Origin of the sequence: Maribacter sp. IgM3_T14_3 (genome assembly GCF_049603095.1) — a bacterium.
Taxonomy (GTDB): domain Bacteria; phylum Bacteroidota; class Bacteroidia; order Flavobacteriales; family Flavobacteriaceae; genus Maribacter.
Genome location: NZ_CP187138.1, coordinates 1 through 21460 on the forward strand (window position 1 = coordinate 1; position 21460 = coordinate 21460).

Here is a 21460-nt window from a genome sequence, read left to right on the forward strand (position 1 = left end):
ATGAGTGTTACTGCAAATTCCGTCTGGAAAAACTGTTTGGTGTTTATAAAGGATAATATCCAACCGCAGGCATTCAAAACTTGGTTTGAACCTATTAAACCTGTTAAGCTATCTGAGAACGCATTAAGTATTCAAGTGCCTAGTAAATTTTTTTACGAGTGGTTAGAAGAACATTACGTTAAACTTTTGAAAGTTGCCCTGACTAAAGAATTGGGAGAAACGGCAAAGTTGGTGTACATAATCAGAATGGAAAACACTTACGGTAATAAAGAACCTTTTACCGAAAAGATACCAAGCTCTAACAGAGGTGCCATGGCTGCTCAAGAAATGGATGTTCCAATTAAATCTAAAAATCCTGAATTACGTAATCCGTTTGTAATTCCAGGTATTAGAAATATTAAAATAGAATCTCAGTTAAACCCTAATTACAATTTTGATAACTTCTTAGAAGGTGATTCTAACCGTTTGGCAAGATCTGCCGGTATGGCGGTTGCCAACAAGCCAGGTGGCACATCTTTTAATCCGTTATTAGTTTTCGGCGGTGTCGGACTTGGAAAAACACACTTAGCACATGCTATTGGTGTTGAAATAAAAGATAAATATCCAGAACGTACCGTACTTTATATTTCTGCTGAGAAATTCACGCAACAATATATCGAGTCAGTTAAAAAGAATACTCGAAATGATTTTATTCATTTCTATCAATTAATAGATGTATTGATTATTGACGATGTACAATTCTTATCAGGTAAATCTGGTACGCAAGATGTATTCTTCCATATTTTTAACCATTTGCATCAAAACGGTAAACAAGTTATACTTACGTCAGATAAAGCTCCTGTAGATATGCAGGATATCGAACAACGCTTACTCTCTCGTTTTAAATGGGGATTATCTGCAGAACTACAGAGTCCTGATTACGAAACAAGAATTTCCATCTTAAAGAACAAGTTATATAGAGATGGTGTTGAAATACCTGATGACATTATAGAATATGTTGCTAAACATATTAAAACAAATATTAGAGAATTAGAAGGTGCTATTATTTCTTTGATTGCACAGTCTACCTTGAACAAAAGAGAAGTTACTATCGAACTTGCCCAACAGGTTGTTGAGAAATTCGTAAAAAATACCAAAAGAGAAGTGTCCATTGACTACATACAAAAAGTAGTATCAGATTACTTTGAAATGGATGTAGCAACTTTACAGTCGAAAACAAGAAAAAGACATATTGTACAAGCAAGGCAATTAGCAATGTTCTTTGCCAAAAAATTTACTAAAGCTTCATTAGCAAGTATAGGTTCACAAATTGGCAAAAGAGATCACGCTACTGTTTTACATGCTTGTAAAACTGTTGACAACCTTGCAGAAACCGATAAGCAGTTTCGTAAATACATAGACGACCTAACTAAGAAATTTTCTTAATACTTACGTTACATGAAGGTGTTGATGGTTTGCCTTGGTAATATATGTAGGTCACCATTGGCTGAGGGTATATTAAAAAGTAAGGTCGATACTACCAAAATACTTGTTGAATCTGCCGGTACAGGTGGTTATCATATTGGCAAAGCACCAGATCCAAGATCTATTAAAGTAGCCAAAGAACACGGTATAGATATTAGTTCGCAAGTTTGCCGAAAGTTTACTGTTTCAGATTTTGATTCTTTTGATATCATATATGCCATGGATAAAAGTAATTATGGTAATATTATTGATTTAGCAAGAAATAAAGCAGATGCCCAAAAAGTAAAGCTTATTTTAAACGAAATAAGTTCTTCAGACAAAGAAGTTCCAGATCCATACTATGATGCCGAAGACGGATTTGAACATGTTTTTCAAATGATTGATCAAGCTTGCGATAGTATAGCCGAAAGACTAGAAAGTAAAAAACCTTAAAGCAAACTCACGAGACATTTGTAGCACAATAACAATAACATTTCGAGGCAAACCTTTAAGCATTTATATCTCGATTATCAAGTAAATAGTAATGAGCACACAAAACGGAAAAATAGGGAAGGTATATTTAATACCAACAACATTAGGCGATATGCCCCCATTAGAAGTTTTACCCATTTCAATAAAGCAAACTATTGAAAAATTGGACCACTATATCGTTGAAAACGAAAAAACCGCTCGACATTTCATAAAAAAAATCAGTCCCAGAAAATCACAACCCAGCTTAAAACTATTTGCTTTAAATAAGTTTACACTGGCAGAAGAAATTCCTAGTTTTCTAAATCCTTGTTTAGAAGGTTATGACGTAGGCATACTTTCTGAAGCTGGTTGCCCCGGTATTGCAGACCCAGGTGCTGCTGTAGTCAAAATTGCACACGATAAGAATATACAGGTTATTCCCTTAGTTGGGCCATCTTCTATTCTTTTGGCATTAATGGCAAGTGGCATGAACGGTCAAAACTTTGCTTTTAATGGTTATTTACCTATTGATGGTGCCGATCGTAAAAAACATATTAAAAATCTAGAGCGTAGATCAAAAGAAGAAGACCAATCGCAGGTGTTTATTGAAACGCCTTATAGAAATAATAAAATGCTAGAAGAGCTGATTAAAACCTTAGCACCTAGTACTCGAGTTTGTGTAGCCGCCGATATTACCTTACCAACGGAATATATTAAAACAAAAACTGCCATAAACTGGAAAACAGAAAATGTAGATCTACATAAAAGACCTGCCATTTTTATTATTCAAGCATAAAAAAACCTTGACAACGAATTTGCCAAGGTTTCACATTTTCATATCTACTTAAACTCTTAAATTCTTGGATTACGTTTTGCTTCTATCATAGAAACATCGTAACCAGAAAACTTTTTCATATAGTTAGAAATACTGGTACCATAACCATCAGTAATTTCCATTCTACCATGTGATCTTAGATATAATTTCACATTACCTGCACCTGCTAAATGGGCAGCTGCCAGAATACCAGACTCTGTAACTTCTACCCCATTCATACGTACACCCACGTAACGCTTAATATCTTTTCTAAGAATCCACTTGTTACGAGATGTATTTACATGAAAAACTTTTTCTTGCAATACAGGATTGCTTAAAAACTGATTTCCATCATACACACCAACTAGTTCTAAGGTGCTCAACCCAAATTGATATTTCCCCAAATACCCAAAAGTATTGGTAACAAAATAGTTACCCTGAGACTCTTTAAAAGCTAAAGCTTCTTTAAAGCCTATAAATTGACTACCAAGAAAGGGGGGAGCGATTTGATAATTTGATAAAAGAGCTTCGTCTTGAGGAAACGAAACCTTAATAGGGTTTTTCACTTTTAACTGCTCTGGCACTTGAACCGTAAAAGGTTTAAAGCCATAACCAGATAAAATAAACATCACAATAAGAGGACAACTTGCTAATATCCATCTTCTCATACCATATATTTCTTAAGACCTACAGCGACTATTATTGCTTGCTTAAATTTCTGGGGCAAAGGTAGACCTGAAATTATAAGAGTTTAAGAAGGTTCTGTTAAAAGAATACAGATTTAGTTAAGAAGTTCTAAAATTCGGTCGAAAGTTTATCTATTGATTTTTTGAGCATTGATCCATCGGATGTACTGCTCTTTATTTCGGTTGTGCTGCGCTAAATTCTCTGCAAACATGTGATAACCGAACTTTTCTACATTAGCCACAAAATAGTAGTAATTATGTTTTTTAGGGTTCAAAACAGCATCTATTGCCGTAATATCGGGCATTGCAATAGGGCCTGGTGGCAAACCTGCGTATTTATAAGTGTTATATGGAGAATCCATTTCCAAATCTCTATATAAGACTCTTTTAATAATAGTATCGTAATTACCCGTTTCTTTTTTGATAGCATATATTACCGTTGGATCAGCCTGTAACAACATTCCTTTTCGTAGCCTATTTAAATACACCCCAGCAACTGTTGGTCTTTCGTCAACTTTTGCTGTTTCTTTATGCACAATCGATGCCAAGGCAATTACTTCATTAGGTTTTAAGCCAAGTGCACTAGCTTTCTCTTTACGGGTATCGGTCCAGAAACGATTATATTCCTTTAACATTCTTGCCCTAAATGATTCTGCCGAAGTATTCCAAAAGAACTCATAACTGTTCGGTATATAAAGTGATATTTTATTGGCGTCATCAAAACCATTCGCTTTCATAAAATCTTTATCGTCGAATGCTACAACTAACGAAGTACTATCCGCTTCTATTTGAATTGCAATTCTACCCGCCAGATCATGTATATTTTCTTGATTGTTAAAAGATACTTTTACCGGTATATTTCCGCTTCGTAGTGAGTTAACTATCTTATTGTTATTCATACCCTTACCTAACTTATACTTACCTGCTTTGATTTTATTTAAATATCCTTTTCTATCTGCTGCAGATTCAAATGAACTAAAATCTTTTACAAGCGGCGTAAGTTGTTCTTTTAAATCACTGATTGTAGCATCGGTAGATATAAAAACTACAGCTTCATCATTGTCAAAACTAGTATTGGGAGTGAAAAAAGTACGATATGCCGAATACCCAAAAATTCCGCCACCAATTAACCCTACAACAACTACACCTAATAATATACGCTTGATGCTCATTAATTATTTATTTTTTGCAATAAAACTTGATTCTTATACATACCCTTAAATCGTACCCAATCTTTCTTCATTCCAACTTCTTGAAAACCCAACTTTTGAAATAAATATAAGCTTGGTGCATTTTCTTCTAAAATATTGGCATAAACCTGCCTTAAGCCTAAAACTTCAAACAAGTAATTGCATAGCAATGTTACTGCTTCTGCCCCTACTCCTTTATTTCTTTGATTTTCATTGAGAATAATTATGCCGATACCAGCTCTCTTATGGTTTGGTTCAAAATCAAAAACATCGATTAAACCAATTGCTTGATGCTCTTGCGAACATATCACTAAACGCAATTGCTTAACATCATAAATATCTCGATGGGCATTATCAAGATAGAGTTGTAATACATCTTTTGAATACGGAGTAACCGTATCGCTAACTTCCCAAACAGCTGTATCATTCTCAAGTGCGTACAGAAAATCGAGGTCTCTTTGTTCTAAAGCCCTTAGATAAATCTGTTCTCCTTTTAATGTTACCACAACATCTCTCCTTTAAAAACTTGTTTTGCTTCTCCTTTTAAATAGATATCGCTATACGAGCCTTGATTTTCTTGAAAGGTAACCTCAAGATTACCCCCAAGCGCATTCACAGCAATAGTTTTATTCTTGGTATTACCTAAATGAAACATGCTCAACGCAACTGCCGTTACACCTGTACCACATGATAAGGTTTCGTCTTCAACTCCGCGTTCATAGGTTCTAATATCAAATCCGCCTTCAGCATTGGCTTCTACAAAATTGATATTACTCCCTTTTTCTCCATAAATACCATAACGCATACGCGCACCTTCTTTAACAACATCAAAAGACTTTAAATCTTTTACCATTTGAACATGATGGGGCGAACCTGTATTTATAAACAGCGCATTCGGTTTTTCCTTTACCTCACTCACATCTGTCATTTTAAGACTTACGACATCACCTACAATAGTTGCTTCGTGCAAACCATCTACAGCAATAAATAAAGTATCCTTTATTATAATATCAAGAAAATGGGCAAAAGCTACAATGCATCTTCCGCCATTACCACACATACTTCCTTCTTTTCCATCCGCATTAAAATAGACCATTCGAAAATCGGTAGCCGCGTCATTTTCTAATAAAATGAGTCCGTCAGAACCTACTCCGAATCTTCTATGACAGATTTTAGCGATTAATGCATTATCTTCTTTCGGAAACTGTCCATTGCGATTATCGACCATCACAAAATCATTACCCGTACCTTGATATTTATAAAATGTATTTTTCATGCTTTACTAAAGACCCAAAGATAGTACATAATTAGGTTTTCTTTGGTAGTTAAAAAGTAGTTAAACGCTTATCAAATAGCGCAAAAACGAGTAATTTTGTGTAGAATATGTTAAAACATTAATGAATATGAAAAGAATAGCAAGTCTGTTATTTGTATCTGTTTTTGCTGGTGCAATTACATTGGGCGCTTACAAACTATTTTTCGAGAAGGAAAATTTTACCATTATTAGCCAAGAGAATAATGGCGCTGTTGTAAATGCTAGCTATACGCCGACTTCTGCTAGAGGTGCCGGAATTAATGAGGTTGACTTTACCAGTGCTGCTGAAAATACAGTAAATGCAGTGGTTCACGTTAAAAACATTACCCTTAGTAAAGGACCAACAACTATATTCGATATTTTTTATGGAACTGGTGGTAGTGCCGTACCACAAGTTGGTACCGGATCGGGAGTAATTATATCTTCCGATGGATACATCGTTACAAATAACCATGTCATCAATAAAGCTACACAATTACAGGTTACCCTTAATAATAACAGAACGTATAATGCAGAACTTATTGGTACTGATCCCAATTCTGACATTGCTCTTATAAAAATTGATACAGATGAAAAGCTACCTTATTTAGCCTTTGGCGATTCTGATCATACAAAAATAGGCGAATGGGTATTGGCAGTAGGCAACCCTTTTAATCTTACCTCTACCGTAACTGCAGGTATTGTAAGTGCCAAAGCTCGAAATCTTGGAAAAAATCAATCTTTTATACAGACAGATGCTGCTGTAAACCCTGGCAACTCAGGTGGTGCTTTGGTAAATACTAACGGAGATTTAGTAGGTATTAATACTGCTATTACTTCACAGACGGGATCTTATGTTGGCTATTCTTTTGCCGTTCCTAGTAATATTGCCAAAAAAGTAGTTCAAGATATTTTGGAATACGGTAATGTTCAGAAAGGATTTATGGGAATAAGTCCTGCTCCAGTAAATACCAGAGATGCTATTGAAAAAGGCATCAATAATATCGACGGCGTATTTATTGAATTGGTCGAAGAAGAATCTGCAGCGCAAGAAGCAGGAATTGTTGTCGGCGATATCATAAAAAAAGTCGATGAAATTGATGTGCATAAATATCCAGATTTAACCGGATACCTTTCTACAAAAAGACCAGGAGACACTTTAGCCTTCGTTATTGATAGAGACAAAGAACTTATAACCTTACCATTAGTTTTGAAAGAAAGACAAAAATTGGTTGTGCCTGAAATGGGCTTAGAGGTTAAGAACCTTACCGAGCACGATAAAAAAGTTTACAAAACAACATCGGGAGTAAAAATCACCGGCGTACCTGAAAGATACAGAGGCTATGGTTTATCTGAAAAGGTTATCGTTAAGGTTGACGATTATGAGATTGGAAATATTGACGACGCATATACCGCCTTCGGTGCTATTTCTAAATACGGAAAAACGGTAATTGTTATGGTTGGATCCAATGGCGAACGAGATCGACTAATCTTCCAATAAAAAATTAACCAAAAAATACAGCCTTCGTAAAAACGAAGGCTTTTTTTTGAAAAATATTTATTTTAAGTGGTTAATTTTTCTAGTTTTGTGCGAATTATAAAAATAATCAACTAATTATGGCTCCACAAACCACTTTTGAAAAAGAGCTGGCATTTCAAGCAGACCGTAGAAAAGCTACAACTGAATTTATTAAAATCGTTAGCGATTTATGGTATGATAAATCTATTGAAATTGTCCTTTTTAAAAATCAGGTTATTGACAAAAATGTAAGTGACATTATTCATTTACACGAGTATGCTGGTGAATTTGTACAAAAACCAATATCAATTTTTGATTCGGTTGAAATTTTACGTGCTATCTCGGATATGCTTTTACCACCTTCTAAACTAGATATCGGTAAATTAACGTATGAATATCACTCTGACACAAACATCTTAAACAATGTAAAATCTTTTGTAATTGATAAATTACAATCTGCACAAGATTTCAAAAGCATTGAACCGAAAGATGTTGTTTTGTACGGATTTGGACGAATTGGCAGATTAGTTGCCAGAGAATTAATGTCTAAAACCGGCAAAGGGAATCAATTACGATTAAGAGCTATCGTAGTAAGAGGCAAGCCGAGCATAGAAAATCTTGAAAAAAGAGCCAGTTTATTGAGAACAGATTCTGTTCATGGAATTTTTAACGGTACAGTAAAAGTAGATTACGCTAACCTTAAACTTATTATAAATGGCACTACGGTACATGTTATTTACGCCAACATGCCAGAAGAAATAGACTATACCGAATATGGCATCAACGACGCTTTGGTCATTGATAACACAGGTGCATTTAGAACCAAAGAACAATTAGAAAGACACTTACAAGCAAAAGGAGCTTCAAAAGTACTATTAACGGCACCTGGTAAGGAAGTTGCAAATATTGTACACGGTGTTAATCATTTAGAATATGATCCAGATGAAACCGAAATATTTTCAGCCGCTTCATGTACGACGAATGCCATTACCCCTATTTTAAAGGCTATCGAAGAAACTTTAGGAATCGATAAAGGTCATTTGGAAACTATTCACGCATATACGAACGATCAAAATTTGGTCGATAATATGCATGGCAAATACAGAAGAGGTCGTGCTGCCGCACTTAATATGGTCATAACAGAAACAGGAGCTGGCCAAGCCGTTACAAAGGCACTACCGTCATTAAAAGGTAAATTGACATCAAATGCCATTCGTGTTCCTGTACCAAACGGATCATTGGCTATTTTAAATCTTGATGTCAAACAAAAGACATCTCTTGAAGGTGTAAACACCATGATTAAAAAATATGCCCTTGAAGGTGATTTAGTAGAGCAAATTAAATACTCGTTAGATAAAGAATTGGTATCCTCTGACATTATTGGTACTTCTGCCCCGTCTATCTATGATAGTATGGCTACAATTGTATCTGAAAGTGGCAAAAATATTATTCTGTACATCTGGTATGACAATGAATATGGCTATTCGCACCAGGTTATTCGTTTAGCGAAGTATATTGCCAAAGTTCGTCGTTTTACATATTACTAATTTTTTAAAATTATAACATCTATTTGTTGATATGCTACGTAGTTAAATAAACGTTTTTTAGCATTGACTTTTTTTTATAGTATGATAATTATAAAGTACTTTAGTCAACTCTAAATTATTCAAATTAACCTAAGAATCTATTACATGAAATTCCATAGAATACTATTGCTACTGGCATTACTATTGGCTAGTAACCTTCAATTTGCACAAGACACTGAAGAAGAGGACGATAAACTGTCTTTAGACGAAGGTCCGATTAGTAATCAATTCGATTTTATTGCTAAACGCTCAGGTAATTATAGAGCTGATGGTATTAGATATGAAGTAGTAAAAGAAACCAATCTTTTTAAGATTCGTGAGAATGTTTTGGATTCTATAGCAGCAATGAATAAAAAAACAGGCGAACTTAAGGCTACGATTGCAGAGCATGAAACAACAATTACGTCTTTAAATAATAAGTTAGAGGAAACGACAACTAATTTAGGCGCTGTAACCGAAGAAAAAGATAGTATGTCATTTTTAGGCCTACCTGTTTCTAAAGGATCATATAATTTTGTTCTATGGACGATTATTGGGGCATTGTTTCTAACCCTAGGCTTCTTCATTTATAAGTTTAGAAATAGTAATATTTTGACTCAAGAAGCAAAACAAAATCTTTCTGAACTAGAGGTTGAATATGAAGACCATAGAAGAAGATCCTTAGAGCGCGAGCAAAAAATCAGTAGGCAACTACAAGATGAGATAAATAAACAGAAGAAAACTAAATAATAAAAAGCTCCTTAACGGAGCTTTTTTTTTGATATGAAAAGTATACGTAGAATTACAGCAGCAGATATTATCGATATTATTGCTCTTTTCGATGGGTACAGAGTATTCTATAAAATGAAATCAGATACCGATGCTGCAGCCAAATTTCTAAAGGATAGAATTTCAAGAGAAGAGTCTATTATTTTCGCAGCTTACGAAGATAACAAAGCTGTCGGCTTCGTTCAGCTATATTACACGTTCTCTTCGGTAAGTTTAGAGAAATCATTAATTCTAAATGATTTATTCGTAGATTCTCATTACAGAGGTGCATCTATTGGAGAACAGTTATTGTTAAAAGCACAAGAATTTTGTAAAATGAATAATTACAAAGGACTCGCTTTAGAAACCGCTATCGACAATCCGGCTCAAAAATTATATGAGAAATTAGGATGGATAAAAGATTACCACGCTTTTCATTACTTTTGGCAGGCTAAATGATGATGCAAAATAAAAGATGCGAATAGATATTATTACCGTATTGCCCGAATTACTTACAAGCCCCTTCGAAGCCTCTATTCTAAAGAGAGCTATTGAAAAAGGATTGGTAGAAGTCCATTTTCACAATCTTAGAGATTATACCGACACGAAGTACCGTAATGTTGATGATTATCAATTCGGTGGCGGAGCCGGAATGGTGCTTATGATAGAGCCTATAGACAAATGTATAACCGATTTGAAATCGCAGCGCGATTACGACGAGGTCATATATATGTCTCCAGATGGCACCACCTTAAATCAAAAAATGGCAAACACGCTTTCGATGGTCGAGAATATAATAATTCTATGTGGTCATTATAAAGGTGTAGATCAGCGTGTAAGAGATGCATTTATCACTAAAGAAATATCTATTGGAGATTATGTACTTTCTGGAGGAGAATTAGGTGCCGCAGTATTATGTGACGCTATAATAAGATTATTACCAGGTGTATTGAATGATGAAACCTCTGCCCTAACGGATACTTTTCAAGACGGACTCTTAGCTCCGCCAATCTATACGAGACCAGCTGAATATAAAGGAATGCATGTGCCCGATATTCTATTAAGTGGAAACTTTGGCAAGATTGAAGAATGGCGAGAAGATAAGGCGTACGAGCGTACAGTAAAACTACGCCCGGACTTACTTGAGTAGCTTAATTTTGAATATTAAAGAAAAACCACATAAATGCTTGTGTGTTTTAATTTAAATATTATTTTTGCACCCTGTTAGAACAACCTCTGACGATAATCGTGAATGTTGCTTTAATTTAATTCCTATTAACTATACAATGGAATCATTAATAAAATTTGTACAAGACGAGTTCGTAACTAAAAAAGATTTTCCAAAATTTTCTTCTGGTGACACAATTACTGTGTACTACGAAATTAAAGAAGGTGAAAAAACAAGAACTCAGTTCTTTAAAGGTGTTGTAATACAACGCAGAGGCTCTGGTTCAACTGAAACTTTTACCATTCGTAAAATGTCAGGTACTGTTGGTGTTGAGCGTATCTTCCCAATTAACTTACCTGCACTTCAAAAAATTGAAGTTAATAAGCGTGGTAAAGTACGTAGATCTAGAATTTACTACTTCCGTGAATTAACTGGTAAGAAAGCTAGAATTAAAGAGATTAGAGGATAAATTTCTCTTCATAATTTATATAAAGCACCGTATCATTTTGATACGGTGCTTTTTTTATGAACAAAAGTGAATAACCCATGTTCATAATGTGTTGATTAATAAAAGTTTACAAAAATAAGGTTTGAATTACTTTTTTTTGTAAATTAGAGTGTGGTTAAGGAATGGAAATTAGAAAGTATTCATTTTATCGCCACTACGAAGTTTACGTTCTCTCGTATTATTGTTTGACCATACATTTAATGATTATTAAATGGAGGTAAATTTTAAGCTTATTGGCTGTCGCTTTTAAAACTTAAAATTAATTGAATTTTAAAAAAACTATATACTAGGTTTTTAATCTTTAATGAAGACAATAAAAAAGAAATGATGTGTAGATGTTAGGTTACGTACCTGAGAATCGAAAAGCATTTTAAACGTTGAATTAGTGAAACGGGTGCAATCAAGGGTTGCCGTTTTAATGAAAAATTAGAACAAACTGTCCGTAAACTATTTCTAAAAAGCCATATCATTGTATGCGTACATTGATATGGCTTTTATTATTTAACAAATCTACCTTCCTGACCTAAAATATTAAGACCTCTCCCCGCTTTCAAACTTTTAGAAAATCGTATATTTGTTCCGCTTAAATTAAAACAAACCGCAAATGTCCAAAATTTTTTATACCAAAACAGACGAGGCGCCTGCATTGGCGACGGAGTCTTTTTTACCTATTGTAAAAGCGTTCACTAAATCATCAGGAATCGAAATTGAAACTAAAGACATTTCTTTAGCTGGTAGAATAGCTGCTACTTTTCCCGAGTATTTAACGAAAGAGCAACAGGTGTCCAACGATTTGGAAGAATTGGGCAATATGGCAAAACAGCCAGAAGCGAATATTATCAAATTACCTAACATAAGTGCTTCGGTTCCTCAATTGAACGAAGCTATAAAAGAATTACAGTCTAAAGGTTATAAATTACCCAGCTACCCAGATGAGCCTAAAAACGACGAGGAAAAAGAGATTAAGGCGAAATATGATAAGATAAAAGGTAGTGCAGTGAACCCAGTATTACGTGAAGGGAACTCTGACCGTAGAGCACCTAGAGCTGTAAAAAATTACGCAAAACAAAATCCGCACAGTATGGGTGCTTGGAGCTCTAGCTCTAAAACGCATGTTGCCACAATGGGCGACGGTGATTTTCAGGCCAATGAAAAGTCATTGACTTTGAACAATGCTGCATCAGTACAAATAAAATTAGTTTCAGAAGACTCTGAAACTATCTTAAAAGACAATTTAGCTTTGCTTAAAGGCGAAATTATCGATGCTACGGTAATGAGCAAAACAGCTTTACTTGATTTCTTGAAGAAAGAAATAAAAGATGCTAAAGATAAAGGTGTTCTTTTTTCTGTACACTTAAAAGCTACAATGATGAAAGTTTCTGATCCAATTATATTTGGTCATGTTGTAGAAACTTTCTTAAAATCTGTTTTTGAAAAGTACGCTAACACTTTTGATAAATTAGGTATTAGTCCTAATGACGGTTTAGCTAGTTTATATCAGAAAATTGAAGAGCTTCCTGCAAGCGAAAAAGATGCCATATCTAAAGATTTAGATGCCGCATTAGCGAACGGACCTGAATTAGCGATGGTAAATTCTGATAAAGGTATTACCAATCTTCATGTACCAAGCGATATTATCATTGATGCTTCTATGCCGGCAATGATCAGAAATTCTGGTCAAATGTGGAATAAAGAAGGTAAAGCTCAAGATACAAAAGCTGTTATACCAGATAGTAGCTATGCCGGTATTTACTCAGCGACTATAGATTTCTGTAAAGAGCATGGTGCATTTGACCCTACGACTATGGGTACTGTACCAAATGTTGGTCTTATGGCTCAAAAAGCTGAAGAATACGGTTCTCATGACAAGACTTTTAAAATCAAACAAAACGGAAAAGTTCAAGTTGTTGATATAGAAAGTGGTAAGGTTTTAATAGAGCATTCAGTAAGTGAGGGTGATATTTGGCGTATGTGCCAAGTAAAAGACGCTCCTATTCTAGACTGGGTAAAATTAGCAGTATCAAGAGCTAAGGCTACTAATGATCCTACTATATTTTGGTTAGATAAAAATAGAGCACATGATGCCGAGCTGATTAAAAAAGTAAATACTTATTTAGCTCTAGAAGACACTAAAGGTTTAGACATTCAAATTATGTCTCCTATAAAGGCTACAGAATTTACTTTAAAAAGAATGAAAGCTGGTAAGGATACAATTTCTGTATCTGGTAACGTATTACGTGATTACCTTACTGACTTATTTCCTATTTTAGAAGTAGGCACAAGTGCCAAAATGCTATCGATTGTTCCTTTAATGAATGGTGGCGGACTTTTTGAAACGGGTGCTGGTGGTTCTGCTCCAAAACACGTAGAGCAATTTTTAGAAGAAGGCCACCTTAGATGGGATTCTTTAGGTGAGTTTTTAGCTTTAGGAGTTTCGTTAGAATTCTACGGTGAGAAAAATTCAAACGCAGCTGCTAAAATTCTTGGTGATACTTTAGATAGCGCTACCGAGAAATTTTTATTAAACGATAAATCTCCTTCTAGAAAGGTTAAAGAAATAGATACCAGAGGTAGTCACTTCTTTTTAGCTAAATATTGGGCAGAGGCATTAGCATTGCAAGATGACAATGCTGAATTGAAATCCATATTTTCAAAAGTAAGCTCAGAAATTAACAATAATGAATCTCAGATTCTTACTGAATTAATAGATGCTCAAGGTTCTAAACAAGATATCGGTGGTTACTACAAACCAGATCCTATTCTAGTAGAAAAAGCAATGAGACCAAGTACAACTTTAAATGGTATTTTAGATTCCATTTAACCTAATAAACTTCGGTACAAAACACCCTCAATATATCTTGAGGGTGTTTTTTTTTTGTAGCATATTTAAGAATTTAAAATTATCCAAGTATCCAATCATAGGATATTAAAAAAGCCGCTTCCAGTTTAATCTTCAGAATCGAGTTAAATTTGTTTTAGGAGCATCAGTAATTTCTAAGTATTTTTACAAAAAAAATTGATGAAAGGATATTTTCCAATTATTCTTATATCGCTGCTATGCCTCTCATTTTCATCATGGGGGCAACAAAAATTTACCCTAAGCGGCACTATATCAGAATCTAGTAGTAACGAAACACTCATTGGTGTTACCATTGCTATACCTGAACTGAGTACAGGTGTAACTACAAATGAATATGGCTTCTATTCCATTACACTACCAGAAGGCACATACAAAGTTTTAATTAGCTACCTAGGTTTTAAAGATGTTCTGCAAGAAATATCCTTGACAGAAAATAGACGTTTAGATTATTTACTTGACGAAGAGGCAGAAGAATTAGAAGAAGTTGTAGTTACCGAAAATGTGGAAAAGATGGATATCAGAAAACCGCAAATGAGCGTTAATACGTTATCAGTTGGTACCATCAAAAAAATACCCGTAATTCTGGGTGAAGCTGATGTCATTAAATCTATTCTATTGCTTCCTGGTGTTACAAATGCTGGCGAAGGTGCTTCTGGCTTTAATGTTCGTGGTGGCTCTGCAGATCAAAATCTTATTTTATTAGATGAGGCTATCATCTTTAACTCTTCTCACTTATTCGGATTCTTTTCTGTTTTTAATCCTGATGCAATAAAAGATGTAAAACTTTATAAAGGCGGAATTCCCGCGCGTTATGGTGGTAGAGTTTCTTCTGTGCTAGATATTTTCCAAAAAGAAGGTAACAGCAAAGAGTTTAAAATGAATGGCGGTATAGGTGCTGTGGCGAGCAGACTTCTTGTCGAAGGTCCTATCAAAAAAGACAAAGCCGCTTTTCTTATTGGCGGTCGAGCTTCGTATGCCCATCTTTTTCTGCCGCTATTCGATGTAGATAATACGGCGTATTTCTATGACCTTAACACTAAATTAAACTATAGGATAAACGATAAAAATAATATTTTTCTATCCGGTTATTTTGGTAGAGATGTTTTTGGCATTAACGATAGCTTTGTTAATACCTACGGTAATACAGTTGCTAATTTTAGATGGAACCATTTGTTTTCTGACAAGCTTTTCTCAAACCTATCGCTGATTTACTCAGATTACTATTACGGATTGAAATTAGATTTTGTTGGATTCAACTGGAATTCAGGTATTCGTAATTTTAACATCAAATATGACCTAAAACACTACGCCACTGATAAGTTACAGGTCAACTACGGTATCAATAATGTATACTATCAATTTAATCCAGGTAAAATAGAACCTAGTAATGACGAATCAGGAATTGTAGAAGAACAATTGACTCAAAAATACGCCAATGAATTTGCGGCCTATGTAGATATTGAACATAGAGTTACCGATAATTTAAGTCTTGGCTACGGGTTACGATTTAGCCATTTTACGAGACTTGGTCAAGATGAATTAAATGTCTACGCTGATAATAGGCCCGTTGAATTTGATCCATTTTTGCTAATCTACAAAGAGGCAGAACCTATAGATGTCATAAATCCTGGTAGAGGCACCACTTTATCTAATTTTAGCAATTTTGAGCCAAGAGCATCTCTATCCTATACATTAAACGAAACGAGTTCTATTAAAGCCAGTTATACTAGATTGGCTCAATACCTACACCTACTTTCGAATACAAGCTCCCCTACTCCTTTAGATGTTTGGACACCTAGCGGACCGTTTACTAAACCACAATTATTAGATCAATATGCCTTCGGATATTTCAAGAATATTAAAGATGCCGATTACTCTATTGAAACTGAAGTTTTTTATAAAGAAGTTCAAAATAGAATAGATTACATCGACGGTGCCAATTTAATAGCAAACAATGCTATCGAACAAGTTATTTTAAACGGAGAAGCTCGTGCTTACGGTCTGGAATTTTTGTTACGAAAAAATGAAGGTAAGTTACAAGGTTGGTTAGCATATACCTTATCTAAATCTGAACAGCGCACACCTGGTAGAGCATCTATAGGCGATGATGGTAGAACTAATTTAGAATCAGGTATTAATTTTGGCAATTGGTACAATACCCCTTACGACAAAACCCATGATGTCTCTTTATTTTTAAATTACGATGTTAACGATAAATGGAGTTTCAGTAGTAATTTCACCTACCAAACAGGTCAACCAACAAATTACCCTATAGGTCAATTTCAATTTCAAGATTTAACGGTACCGTATTACGGACTTCGTAATACCCAAAGATTACCGGCTTACAATCGACTAGATCTCTCTGCTACGTTGACACCTAGAAAAAATAAGCATAGAAAAATACAGGGTGAATGGGTATTTAGCCTTTATAATGTATACAACAGAAGAAATGCGGCGTCTATTAGTTTTAGACAAAATGATGATACCGGTGCCAATGAAGCTGTACGTACCTCAATTTTCGGAATCGTACCTGCTGTTACCTATAATTTTAAATTATAAGCCATGAGACGTTATTTGTTGATATTATTTGCCATTACGTTTTGCATTTCTTGTGAAGACGTTATTGATGTTGATTTACCAGAAAACGAAACTAGACTTATCGTTGAAGGTGTAATTAGAGTTGACGAAACTCAAGAATATTTACCCATAGAGATAAAAGTTTCGCAAAGTAGTTCGTTCTTCGACGACAACACTGTTGCGACTATTAAAAGTGCCATTATTTATTACGGAACCCCAAGAGAAGACGCCCCAGAAATTTTAGAAGGTGGCGGTATATCAAACTTAGCTGAAGTGGAAGCAGGTAGCGGTAAATGGGTGCCAGACCCTTCGTTTGATAGTGATCAACGAATTAGGGTAAGTAGCATTAACGAAGGTGATGTGTTTCAACTGATTCTTGAAACAGATGAAGAACGCTATTTCGCAACCACAACTTATGTAAAATCTGTACCAATAGACTCATTAGAGCAAGGTGACGAAACTTTGTTCTCAGGTGACGAAACCGAAATAATTGTAGCATTTACTGACCCTGCCGACAGTAACGATTTTTATTTATTAGATTTAGATTTCGGTGAATTTCTAGTTACCGAAGATGAGTTTTATCAGGGACAAACGTTTATATTCTCATACTTTTATGATAATGAACTCGAATTAAATACGAGCTCAGTAGTAAATATCAGTCTTATAGGTGTAGATGAATCTTTTTATAATTACATGAACCAAATCATCGTTCAGTCTGGTGGTGACCAAGGTCCATTTCAGACCCCAGCAGCCACCGTTCGCGGTAATATAATAAACATTACCGGTGTTGATAACAATGAAGTTTTTGATAATGTAGAACGGTCAGATAATTACGCTCTGGGTTATTTCGCTATCGTAGAAGAATACAAAGACAGTATAGTAATTACCGACAATGAGACGAACTGATAAAGATTTACTGGTAACTGGTTTAAAACGCCTAGCCATAACCGTTGTGCTTATGTTTACAGCACCACTTGTACTTTGGCAAGCTTTTAAAAATCAAGAACATTTTTTGTTCTGGCCAGTTTGCATTTTGGGATTAATTCTAGCCACCGTTGCCGTTTTTATGGGCTTTAAGGGCATTATGACTATTATGGATTCTATGTTCGGTAAGAAACCAAAATCATCTTAATCTTTGGGTACTTTAGTAGTTCTCTTCCATTTATTATACAACTTATCATAATCGTAATCGAGAACGGTTTCTTGCCGTTCAAGCTTGCCTTGAGAAAAGGCACGTTGTAAAATATCTTCAATTAAATAATCTTCCTCTATTAGATCTGGATGAAATTCTTCTTTAATACTAATACTAAAAAGTTTAGCTGTGGTATTGTACCAAAAGGCACGCCAGCCATTGCGTAAATCTTTCACCAAATCGAAAGCGGTAGCACCTGTTTGCCTATATATTAACTTTACTAAAATTTGACCTTCTGTACGGGTTAGTTTCTTTAACTCTTCAGAAAACTCCTCTTCAATAAATTTCTGTACTTTCTTGGTATATTTTTTACGTTTTCTGTTATTTTTTATAGCAGCTAAACTATCATTCAGCTCTACCAAACGTTCGGCCGCCATTTTAGCGTACGGATATACTTTTTGCGTCTTTCTGCGTAAAATATAATATCTTAATTTATCGTCATAAGATGAAAACTTAAGCTTACCAAATACATAAGCCTCTTCTAACGCGATAGAATTTTGCAACAGCGAATCACCGGCTATAATAATCATTTTTTCCGTTATCGAATCCAGCTCCTGTTCTTCAACCTGAGCGTTACCAACAAAAACTGTGGTCAAGATTATAAAAAGAAGTAAAAAGTTATATTTCATTACCATGAGCTAAACAAAAGTCCTGCCAAAATTAACGATTATTAAAGAAGGTTATTATTAATACAACGCTAATATTCTTAAGTTTGTATCTTAAACTTACATTGATGGCTGATAAAAAAATAATAACTAAAAAGTCTCTTGACTTTTTTGAAAAATACCTGAATAATGCTGCTCCTACTGGTTATGAATGGGAAGGACAAAAAATATGGATGGACTACTTAAAACCATATGTTGATACTTTTATAACGGATACGTACGGTACAGCTGTTGGTGTTATTAATCCTGACGCTAAATATAAGGTTGTTATTGAAGGGCATTCAGATGAAATCTCTTGGTATGTCAATTATATTACAGATAACGGTTTAATCTATGTTATTCGTAACGGTGGTAGTGATCACCAAATTGCTCCTTCTAAATGGGTAAACATCCATACTAAAAAGGGAATCGTTAAAGGTGTTTTTGGCTGGCCGGCTATTCATACCCGTAAAGGTGAAAAAGAAGAATTAGCCCCTAAATTAGATAATATCAGCATAGACATAGGTGCTAAAGACAAAGCTGAAGTAGAAAAAATGGGAGTTCACGTTGGTTGTGTTATTACATACCCTGATACTTTCCAGGTACTTAACGATGACAAATTTGTTTGTAGAGCAATAGATAACCGTGCTGGTGGATTTATGATTGCTGAAGTGGCACGTCTGCTTCATGAGAATAAAGTAAAACTACCTTTCGGTCTATATATAACCAATTCAGTTCAAGAAGAAATAGGTCTACGTGGTGCTGAAATGATTACGCAGACCATTAAACCTAATGTTGCTATCATTACAGATGTTTGTCATGATACTACAACACCAATGATCGATAAAAAGGTACAAGGACATACCGAAATTGGAGCCGGACCAGTTATCTCTTATGCTCCTGCTGTTCAAAATAAACTACGTGAGCGTATACTAGATACAGCTGAAAAGAAAAAAATCCCTTTTCAACGTATGGCTGCTTCTAGAGCAACCGGTACCGACACAGATGCTTTTGCTTATAGCAATGGCGGAGTTGCTTCGGCATTAATATCTTTGCCTTTGCGTTACATGCACACAACGGTAGAAATGGTACATAAAGAAGACGTAGAAAATGTAATTCGTTTAATTTATGAAACACTTCTAACTATTAAAGACGGAGAAACTTTTAGCTACTTCGAATAAATTTATATAATCCCTCTTTTATCGGAGGGATTTTTTTTTGCTTAAAACATTAAAGTTTTAAATATTATCAAAATACATAAGTTTTTACTTCTCCTATATGTAATCCTAAAATAAGTATCTTTCAATTGTAACATTGAACCATATGGAAAAACATTACGAAACTAAAGCCTTTAAAAGTTGGCTTGATAAATTACAACAGGAAAGCTGGCAATTAGAATTACTTATTTCTGGGTTTGCGATTTTTGGATTGGTTTCATTAATGGAGGTAATTGATATTAAACGAGCTGAGGCTTATTTAGCAAATATGCCAGGGTTAGGTCGACTCCTTCAAACACTAATGGCGTGCTCATTCTTTTTCGTTTTCAATTTATTATTACATGTTTTATTGAGAGGTTTATGGATAGGTGCTATTGGACTACGGTATGTATCTGGAGAAATAGACTTTGAAAAATTGAATTATTCAGAAAAATTTTCTATTTATTTAAAACGGAAAATTGGATCTTTTGATCGGTACATTTCGCAATTAGAAGATTATTGCAGCATACTTTTCTCTTTAACTTTCTTACTAGTATTCTATTTTATAGGTTTTTCAGTAATTTCTGCTTTACTAGGATTTATAGTCAGTTTTATAAGTGAATTGGAATTTATTTCTGATGCGACTGAAGACATTATCACAAAAAGTATTTATATTCTTTTTGGCATTACTGCCTTTATAGTATTTATAGACTTTTTAGGACAAGGTTTTCTTAAGAAAAGGAAATGGACTTCTAAATTATACTTCCCAATTTATTGGGTATACAGTAAACTAACATTATCTTTTTTATATAGACCAATTGCATATAATTTTTTAGACAACAAACTCGGCAAACGTATTAGTTTATTTTTAGTTCCAGTTTACACAATTATCGCTACTTTAAGCTCACTTTATTATGTAAATTCTAATTATTTATATTCTCTTTTCGAATCTTCTCCAAGTTATGCACATAATCTTAATTATGAAGACGAAATTACCGAACCTACAGAATTTGTTGGGTTTGCCTCTATTCCTTCTAAGGTAATTCGCGAACCATTTTTAAAAGTATTTATACCTTATACAGAAATAAAGGAAACATTTGTTTTTGCCATAAATAACAGTTTAGAACCTGAAGAAGACGATAAAGGTTTTAAAAGTAATATTGTTGTTATTAATTCCAATGACACTGTTGATTATGTAAAAAAGGAAGCCAAACTCGCTGAATACCTGAAGAGCATAAACACGCTTTATACTTTAAAAATAGATTCTACTATTCTAACTAGTGACTTTATTATTACAAAAAATGCTAAAAAAAGAAAAGGATTTGAAACCTACTTGGATATTGAATATTTAAAAAAAGGGAAACATTTGCTAGTTATAACAGGTCCGACTCAATTTAATAATACTGATACTATTACATTTGATCATAAATTACTCACTATACCTTTTTGGTATTTCCCCGAAAACCATTCGTCAGTTACTTCATCTACAGAAAATTTAAGCACTTTAAATAATTTATAACATTGTTTAAATATAAATTATTGAATATTTAATTAAAATTTCCTTT

General features: G+C 34.3%; 20 protein-coding genes. 15 read left to right on the plus strand and 5 right to left on the minus strand.

Features of this window, described 5'->3' with window-relative positions; translation table 11 throughout:
* The 3 genes from dnaA (at position 1) to ACPF9A_RS00015 (ending at position 2710) form a co-directional block, all read left to right on the plus strand.
* Positions 1 to 1425, plus strand: coding sequence for a chromosomal replication initiator protein DnaA (dnaA, locus tag ACPF9A_RS00005; protein WP_424000451.1), 1425 nt, complete (start codon positions 1 to 3; stop codon positions 1423 to 1425).
* Between the two features lie 12 nt (positions 1426 to 1437).
* The gene (locus tag ACPF9A_RS00010; RefSeq protein WP_424000453.1) at positions 1438 to 1896 is read left to right on the plus strand and encodes a low molecular weight protein-tyrosine-phosphatase; all 459 of its coding nucleotides are present in this window, start codon (positions 1438 to 1440) and stop codon (positions 1894 to 1896) included.
* Between the two features lie 91 nt (positions 1897 to 1987).
* The gene (locus tag ACPF9A_RS00015; RefSeq protein ID WP_424000455.1) at positions 1988 to 2710 is read left to right on the plus strand and encodes an SAM-dependent methyltransferase; all 723 of its coding nucleotides are present in this window, start codon (positions 1988 to 1990) and stop codon (positions 2708 to 2710) included.
* Between the two features lie 56 nt (positions 2711 to 2766).
* Here the strand turns inward: ACPF9A_RS00015 and ACPF9A_RS00020 are convergent, their stop codons facing one another.
* The 4 genes from ACPF9A_RS00020 to dapF all read right to left on the minus strand — a co-directional run bounded on the left by ACPF9A_RS00020 (position 2767) and on the right by dapF (position 5880).
* Complete coding sequence (locus tag ACPF9A_RS00020; RefSeq protein WP_424000457.1) at positions 2767 to 3396, minus strand: hypothetical protein; 630 nt, start codon at positions 3394 to 3396, stop codon at positions 2767 to 2769.
* 146 nt (positions 3397 to 3542) lie between these two features.
* Entirely contained in the window at positions 3543 to 4586 is a 1044-nt protein-coding gene (mltG, locus tag ACPF9A_RS00025) for an endolytic transglycosylase MltG (RefSeq protein ID WP_424000459.1), read from the minus strand.
* Complete coding sequence (locus ACPF9A_RS00030) at positions 4586 to 5110, minus strand: GNAT family N-acetyltransferase (protein WP_424000461.1); 525 nt, start codon at positions 5108 to 5110, stop codon at positions 4586 to 4588. The genes mltG and ACPF9A_RS00030 overlap by 1 nt, the downstream gene beginning before the upstream one ends.
* On the minus strand, positions 5104 to 5880 hold the full coding sequence (dapF, locus tag ACPF9A_RS00035; RefSeq protein ID WP_424000463.1) for a diaminopimelate epimerase: 777 nt from the start codon (positions 5878 to 5880) through the stop codon (positions 5104 to 5106). Before dapF ends, ACPF9A_RS00030 begins: the two co-directional genes overlap by 7 nt.
* A gap of 127 nt (positions 5881 to 6007) precedes the next feature.
* Between dapF and ACPF9A_RS00040 the strand changes: the two genes are divergently transcribed.
* The 10 genes from ACPF9A_RS00040 to ACPF9A_RS00085 all read left to right on the plus strand — a co-directional run bounded on the left by ACPF9A_RS00040 (position 6008) and on the right by ACPF9A_RS00085 (position 17995).
* Positions 6008 to 7399: a S1C family serine protease gene (locus ACPF9A_RS00040; RefSeq protein WP_424000465.1), complete on the plus strand. Its 1392-nt coding sequence runs from the start codon at positions 6008 to 6010 to the stop codon at positions 7397 to 7399.
* A gap of 116 nt (positions 7400 to 7515) precedes the next feature.
* Positions 7516 to 8964: a glyceraldehyde-3-phosphate dehydrogenase gene (locus ACPF9A_RS00045; RefSeq protein ID WP_424000467.1), complete on the plus strand. Its 1449-nt coding sequence runs from the start codon at positions 7516 to 7518 to the stop codon at positions 8962 to 8964.
* Between the two features lie 144 nt (positions 8965 to 9108).
* Positions 9109 to 9732: a tRNA (guanine-N1)-methyltransferase gene (locus ACPF9A_RS00050; RefSeq protein ID WP_424000469.1), complete on the plus strand. Its 624-nt coding sequence runs from the start codon at positions 9109 to 9111 to the stop codon at positions 9730 to 9732.
* Between the two features lie 33 nt (positions 9733 to 9765).
* Complete coding sequence (locus tag ACPF9A_RS00055) at positions 9766 to 10209, plus strand: GNAT family N-acetyltransferase (protein WP_424000471.1); 444 nt, start codon at positions 9766 to 9768, stop codon at positions 10207 to 10209.
* 16 nt (positions 10210 to 10225) lie between these two features.
* The gene (trmD, locus tag ACPF9A_RS00060) at positions 10226 to 10900 is read left to right on the plus strand and encodes a tRNA (guanosine(37)-N1)-methyltransferase TrmD (protein ID WP_424000473.1); all 675 of its coding nucleotides are present in this window, start codon (positions 10226 to 10228) and stop codon (positions 10898 to 10900) included.
* Positions 10901 to 11036: 136 nt separating this feature from the next.
* Positions 11037 to 11387, plus strand: a complete 351-nt coding sequence (gene rplS / locus ACPF9A_RS00065; RefSeq protein ID WP_133687826.1) for a 50S ribosomal protein L19 — start codon at positions 11037 to 11039, stop codon at positions 11385 to 11387.
* 643 nt (positions 11388 to 12030) lie between these two features.
* Positions 12031 to 14247 carry an NADP-dependent isocitrate dehydrogenase gene (locus ACPF9A_RS00070; protein WP_424000475.1) on the plus strand — a complete coding sequence of 739 codons (2217 nt, stop codon included), beginning with the start codon at positions 12031 to 12033 and terminating at the stop codon, positions 14245 to 14247.
* A gap of 198 nt (positions 14248 to 14445) precedes the next feature.
* Positions 14446 to 16845 (plus strand): TonB-dependent receptor, encoded by a 2400-nt coding sequence (locus ACPF9A_RS00075; protein ID WP_424000477.1) that lies wholly within the window; start codon positions 14446 to 14448, stop codon positions 16843 to 16845.
* Positions 16846 to 16848: 3 nt separating this feature from the next.
* Positions 16849 to 17769, plus strand: coding sequence for a DUF4249 domain-containing protein (locus ACPF9A_RS00080; protein WP_424000479.1), 921 nt, complete (start codon positions 16849 to 16851; stop codon positions 17767 to 17769).
* Positions 17756 to 17995 (plus strand): DUF6095 family protein, encoded by a 240-nt coding sequence (locus tag ACPF9A_RS00085; protein ID WP_424000481.1) that lies wholly within the window; start codon positions 17756 to 17758, stop codon positions 17993 to 17995. Before ACPF9A_RS00080 ends, ACPF9A_RS00085 begins: the two co-directional genes overlap by 14 nt.
* Here the strand turns inward: ACPF9A_RS00085 and ACPF9A_RS00090 are convergent.
* Positions 17992 to 18684, minus strand: a complete 693-nt coding sequence (locus ACPF9A_RS00090) for a DUF4294 domain-containing protein (protein ID WP_424000483.1) — start codon at positions 18682 to 18684, stop codon at positions 17992 to 17994. The genes ACPF9A_RS00085 and ACPF9A_RS00090 overlap by 4 nt on opposite strands.
* 104 nt (positions 18685 to 18788) lie before the next feature.
* Here ACPF9A_RS00090 and ACPF9A_RS00095 point away from each other — a divergent pair, with 104 nt between their 5' ends.
* Together ACPF9A_RS00095 and ACPF9A_RS00100 are read left to right on the plus strand one after the other, a co-directional pair.
* Complete coding sequence (locus ACPF9A_RS00095; RefSeq protein ID WP_424000485.1) at positions 18789 to 19880, plus strand: M42 family metallopeptidase; 1092 nt, start codon at positions 18789 to 18791, stop codon at positions 19878 to 19880.
* 142 nt (positions 19881 to 20022) lie between these two features.
* Positions 20023 to 21414 carry a hypothetical protein gene (locus ACPF9A_RS00100; protein ID WP_424000487.1) on the plus strand — a complete coding sequence of 464 codons (1392 nt, stop codon included), beginning with the start codon at positions 20023 to 20025 and terminating at the stop codon, positions 21412 to 21414.
* Positions 21415 to 21460: the final 46 nt, after the last annotated feature.